Raw genomic sequence first — 4589 nt, 5'->3', positions numbered from 1 at the left:
CTCGGGCTCGTCCATGCCGCCGTAGAGGTGGTTGAGGAACATCTCCTTGGTCAGGGTCGTGCCCTTGCGCAGGCTGAGAAGTTCCAGCATCTGGTATTCCTTGCCGGTAAGATGCACCGGCGTGCCGTCGACCTCGACGGTCTTCGCGTCGAGGTTGACGCTGAATTTCCCGGTCGAGATCACCGATTGGGCGTGGCCCTTGGAGCGGCGCACGATGGCGTGGATGCGCGCGATCAGCTCCTGGCGGTGGAACGGCTTGGTCATGTAGTCGTCGGCGCCGAAGCCGAAGCCCTTGAGCTTGTTCTCGGTGTCGTCGGCCCCGGAGAGGATCAGGATCGGCGTCTCGACCTTGGCGAGGCGGAGCTGGCGCAGGACGTCATGGCCGTTCATGTCGGGCAGGTTCAGGTCGAGCAGGATCAGGTCGTAGTCGTAGAGCTTGGCGAGGTCGATTCCCTCTTCGCCCAGATCCGTCGCGTAGACGTTCAGGTTGGCGTTCTGGAGCATCATCTCGATGCTCTTGGAAGTTGTGGGATCGTCCTCGACCAGCAGGATACGCATGGGCTGCTCTCCGTCCTATCAACCGGCTCTCGCCTGCACCGAGCCAATTAACCGCGGATTGGTTAACGACTGATTACGATAGGCCCACCGTACCAGCTCGCCTTAAAGTTGTCTATACTTTTGTATCGCCGTGACGCGCAAAGCCGCGGCGCCATGCCGGCGGACGGCGCTGCGCCAGAGGTCGAGTTCCTCGTCGGAGAGGCGATACATCTCGCAGGCTTCCTTCGATTCGATCAGCCCGTGATCGACGGCGGCCACCACCGTCGCCTTCCGGCGTGCAACCCAGCGCTGCGTGTTGGCGGGCGGAAGATCCGATCGCGTCAACTTGCTGCCGTCAGGCAATACGACGTAAACAGGACCTTTCTCGCGGCGAATATACATGTTCAGTTCCCTAACTCGCTACTGACCCATGCGAATACTTAGTGAACACGTCTTAAGTGCCGGTGAACCAAGCTCTTGAGCTTGCAGAGGATTTTACTATATTGCCCGAAAATTCACTTGGGACCGAGGTCATGATTCTGCTGCCATCCTCGACGGGGCTCAACAGCCTCGGCCTGCCGCGTCCGCCGGCCGAGACCCGCGTGCTGGTGGCCATGTCCGGCGGTGTCGACAGCTCGGTCGTGGCGGCCATGCTCGCGGACGAGGGCTACGGCGTGGTGGGCATCACCCTGCAGCTCTACGACCACGGGGCGGCACTGGCGAAGAAGGGCGCCTGCTGCGCGGGGCGCGACATCCACGACGCCAGGCGCGTGGCAGAGGCCATGGGGTTTCCGCATTACGTTCTCGACTACGAGAACCGGTTCCGCGAGAGCGTCATCGACGAATTCGCCGATGCCTATCTGGCGGGCGCGACGCCGGTGCCCTGCATCCGCTGCAACGAGCGGGTGAAGTTTCGGGACCTGCTGGAGACCGCCCGGGATCTCGGGGCGGATTGCATGGCGACCGGGCATTACATCCGGCGCATGGAGGGCGCGCGCGGCCCCGAGCTGCACCGGGCGGCCGATCCGGCGCGCGACCAGAGCTATTTTCTGTTCTCCACCACGCGCGACCAGCTCGAGTATCTGCGCTTTCCGCTCGGCGCACTCGCCTCGAAGGCCGAGACCCGGGCGCTGGCGGCGCGCTACGGCCTGGCCGTGGCCGACAAGCCCGACAGCCAGGACATCTGCTTCGTGCCGAACGGCTCCTATGCCGCGGTGATCGAGAAGCTGCGCCCCGGCGCCGCGGAGCCCGGCGAGATCGTGCATCTCGACGGGCGGGTGCTCGGGCGGCACGACGGCGTGATCCGCTACACGGTCGGACAGCGGCGGGGCCTCGGGATCGGCGGCGGCGAGCCGCTCTTCGTGGTGCGGCTCGATGCCGATGCGCGGCGGGTGATCGTCGGCCCGCGGGAGGCGCTGGCGAGCCGGCGGGTGGCGGTCGCGGAAATCAACTGGCTCGGCGACGGCGGGTTCGAGGACGCGCCCGCGGGCGGCTGGGAGGTCGCGGTGAAGGTGCGCTCGACCCGGCCGCCGGTGCCCGCAAGGCTGCATGCGCGCGGGCCGGGACGGGCCGAGGTCGAGCTTCTCGCCCCGGAGGAAGGCGTTGCGCCGGGCCAGGCCTGCGTCTTCTATGCGCCGGAGGGAAGCCGGGTTCTCGGCGGCGGCTGGATCGTCCCTGTGCGCTGAGTGTGGGAGGCGCCGCGGGCGATGGCATCCACCGACGCGTCGGCCTATTCTGCGCCCGGCATCGATCATCAGGGGGGCACCAGCATGACCAGGACGCAATCGACGGTTGATCCGGAGGGACTGCGCGAGTTTTCGGTGGTCTTCACCGACCGCTCGCTCAACCACATGTCCCGGAAGTTCCAGGACGTGATGCGGGACATTTCGGAGATGCTCTGCGACGTCTATGGGGCGGAGGCGGCGGTGGTCGTGCCCGGCGGCGGCTCCTATGCGATGGAGGCGGTCGCCCGGCAGTTCGCGACCGGCGCGCGGGTGCTGGTGATCCGCAACGGCTGGTTCTCCTATCGCTGGACGCAGATCTTCGAGACCGGGAGCATTCCCACCTCCGAAACCGTGCTCAAGGCCCGCCGCACCGAGGATTCCCACGAGGCGCCCTTCGCGCCGGCCCCGATCGCGGAGGTGGTGGCGGCGATCCGCTCGGAGAAGCCGGACGTGGTCTTCGCCGCCCATGTGGAGACGGCCTCCGGCATCATGCTGCCTGACGACTATGTTCGCGCCGTGGCCGATGCCGTGCACGAGGCGGGCGGGATCTTCGTGCTCGACTGCATCGCCTCGGGGGCGATCTGGGTGGACATGGCGGCGCTGGACGTCGACGTGCTGATCAGTGCCCCGCAGAAGGGCTGGAGTTCGTCGCCCTCGGGCGGGCTGGTGATGCTGCGGTCGCGGGGGCTCGCGCGGCTGGCCGAGACCAAGAGCACCAGCTTCGTCTGCGACCTGCGCAAGTGGCACGACATCATGTGCGCCTATCTGGGGGGCGGGCACGCCTATCACGCGACCATGCCGACCGATGCGCTGACGGTGTTCCGCGACCGGATGGCCGAGACGAAGGCCTTCGGTTTCGACGCGGCCCGCGCGGCGCAGGAGGCTATGGGCGCGAAGGTGCGGGCGATGCTGGCGGAGCGGGGCGTGAACAGCGTGGCAGCGCCGGGCTTCGAGGCGCCGAGCGTGGTGGTGAGCTATACCGACGATCCGGACATCCAGAACGGTGCGCGCTTCGCGGCGCAGGGCATGCAGATCGCCGCGGGCGTGCCGCTGCAATGCGACGAGCCGGAGGATTACCGGACCTTCCGCCTCGGGCTTTTCGGCCTCGACAAGCTGCGCGACGTGGACGGCACCGTGGCCGATCTGGGCCGGACGCTCGACGTGGTGCTCCGGCGCGGATGGAACGCCGGTGCGCAGGCCGCGGAAGGCGGGCGGGCGTGAGCCTCGAGGCGATCCTCGGCCGCATCGACGCGGACCAGGGCGCGGCGCTGGAGCGGCTCTTCGCGCTCCTGCGCATCCCGAGCGTCTCGACGGATCCCGCTTATGCGGCCGATTGCCGGTCGGCGGCCGACTGGCTGGTGCGGGATCTGGCGTCCATGGGGTTCGACGCCGCGCGGCGGGACACGCAAGGCCATCCGATGGTGGTGGCCCATGGCGGCGCGGGTGCGCGGCATTTCCTCTTCTACGGCCATTACGACGTGCAGCCGGCCGATCCGCTGGCGCTCTGGACGAGCCCGCCCTTCGAGCCGGTGCTGCGCGACACGCCCCGCGGCGAGGTCATCTCGGCGCGGGGTGCGGACGACGACAAGGGCCAGCTGATGACCTTCCTCGAGGCGCTGCGCGCCTGGAAGGCGGTGACGGGGCGGTTGCCCTGCCGGCTGACGGTGCTCCTGGAGGGCGAGGAGGAAAGCGGCTCGCCCTCGCTGGTGCCCTTCCTGAAGGCGCATGCCGAGGAATTGCGCGCGGAGCTGGCGCTGGTCTGCGACACCGGCATGTGGGATGCGGAGACCCCGGCGATCACCACCATGCTGCGCGGCATGGCCGGCGTCGAGATCACGGTGCAGGGCGCGGACCGCGACCTGCATTCCGGCCAGTACGGCGGGCCCGCGATCAACCCGATTCGGGTGCTCGCGCGGATCCTCGCGGGGCTGCACGACGATGCGGGCCGGGTCACGTTGCCGGGGTTCTACGAGGGCGTGCAAGACCTGCCGGCGGAGCTCGCCGCGCAATGGGAGGGCCTGGGTTTCGACGCAGGCGCCTTCCTCGGCGCGGTGGGGCTGAGCGTGCCGGCGGGGGAGGCCGGCTACAGCGCGCTGGTTCAGAAATGGGCGCGGCCGACCTGCGAGATCAACGGCTTCTGGGGTGGCTATACCGGCGAGGGCTTCAAGACGGTGCTGCCGGCCGAGGCCCATGCCAAGCTGACCTTCCGGCTGGTGGGCGACCAGGACCCCGGGCGGATCATGGCGAGCCTCGAGGCGCATGTGCGCGCGGGCCTGCCGCCCGATTGCAGGGTGCGGTTCCGCCACAAGACGCCGTCGAGGGCGACGG

5 protein-coding genes are annotated in these 4589 nt (G+C 68.6%); 3 read left to right on the top strand and 2 right to left on the bottom strand.

Annotation, left to right across the window (positions count from 1 at the left end):
- On the bottom strand, positions 1-558 hold a 558-nt coding region (locus V7050_RS18305), incomplete at its 3' end, for a response regulator transcription factor (protein ID WP_324410976.1).
- A gap of 102 nt (positions 559-660) precedes the next feature.
- Positions 661-939, bottom strand: a complete 279-nt coding sequence (sciP, locus tag V7050_RS18300; RefSeq protein ID WP_324369806.1) for a CtrA inhibitor SciP — start codon at positions 937-939, stop codon at positions 661-663.
- Positions 940-1070: 131 nt separating this feature from the next.
- Between sciP and mnmA the strand changes: the two genes are divergently transcribed.
- The 3 genes from mnmA to V7050_RS18285 form a co-directional block, all read left to right on the top strand.
- Positions 1071-2222, top strand: a complete 1152-nt coding sequence (gene mnmA, locus V7050_RS18295; RefSeq protein WP_324374341.1) for a tRNA 2-thiouridine(34) synthase MnmA — start codon at positions 1071-1073, stop codon at positions 2220-2222.
- 84 nt (positions 2223-2306) lie between these two features.
- Positions 2307-3482 carry an aminotransferase class V-fold PLP-dependent enzyme gene (locus tag V7050_RS18290; protein WP_324369686.1) on the top strand — a complete coding sequence of 392 codons (1176 nt, stop codon included), beginning with the start codon at positions 2307-2309 and terminating at the stop codon, positions 3480-3482.
- Positions 3479-4589, top strand: a 1111-nt coding sequence (locus tag V7050_RS18285; protein ID WP_324410974.1) for a M20/M25/M40 family metallo-hydrolase, incomplete at its 3' end; no start/stop codon positions are given. The genes V7050_RS18290 and V7050_RS18285, both read left to right, overlap by 4 nt.

This window comes from Amaricoccus sp., from assembly GCF_036846665.1.
GTDB lineage: Bacteria > Pseudomonadota > Alphaproteobacteria > Rhodobacterales > Rhodobacteraceae > Amaricoccus.
This window is presented reverse-complemented; position numbering and strand designations above follow the sequence as displayed.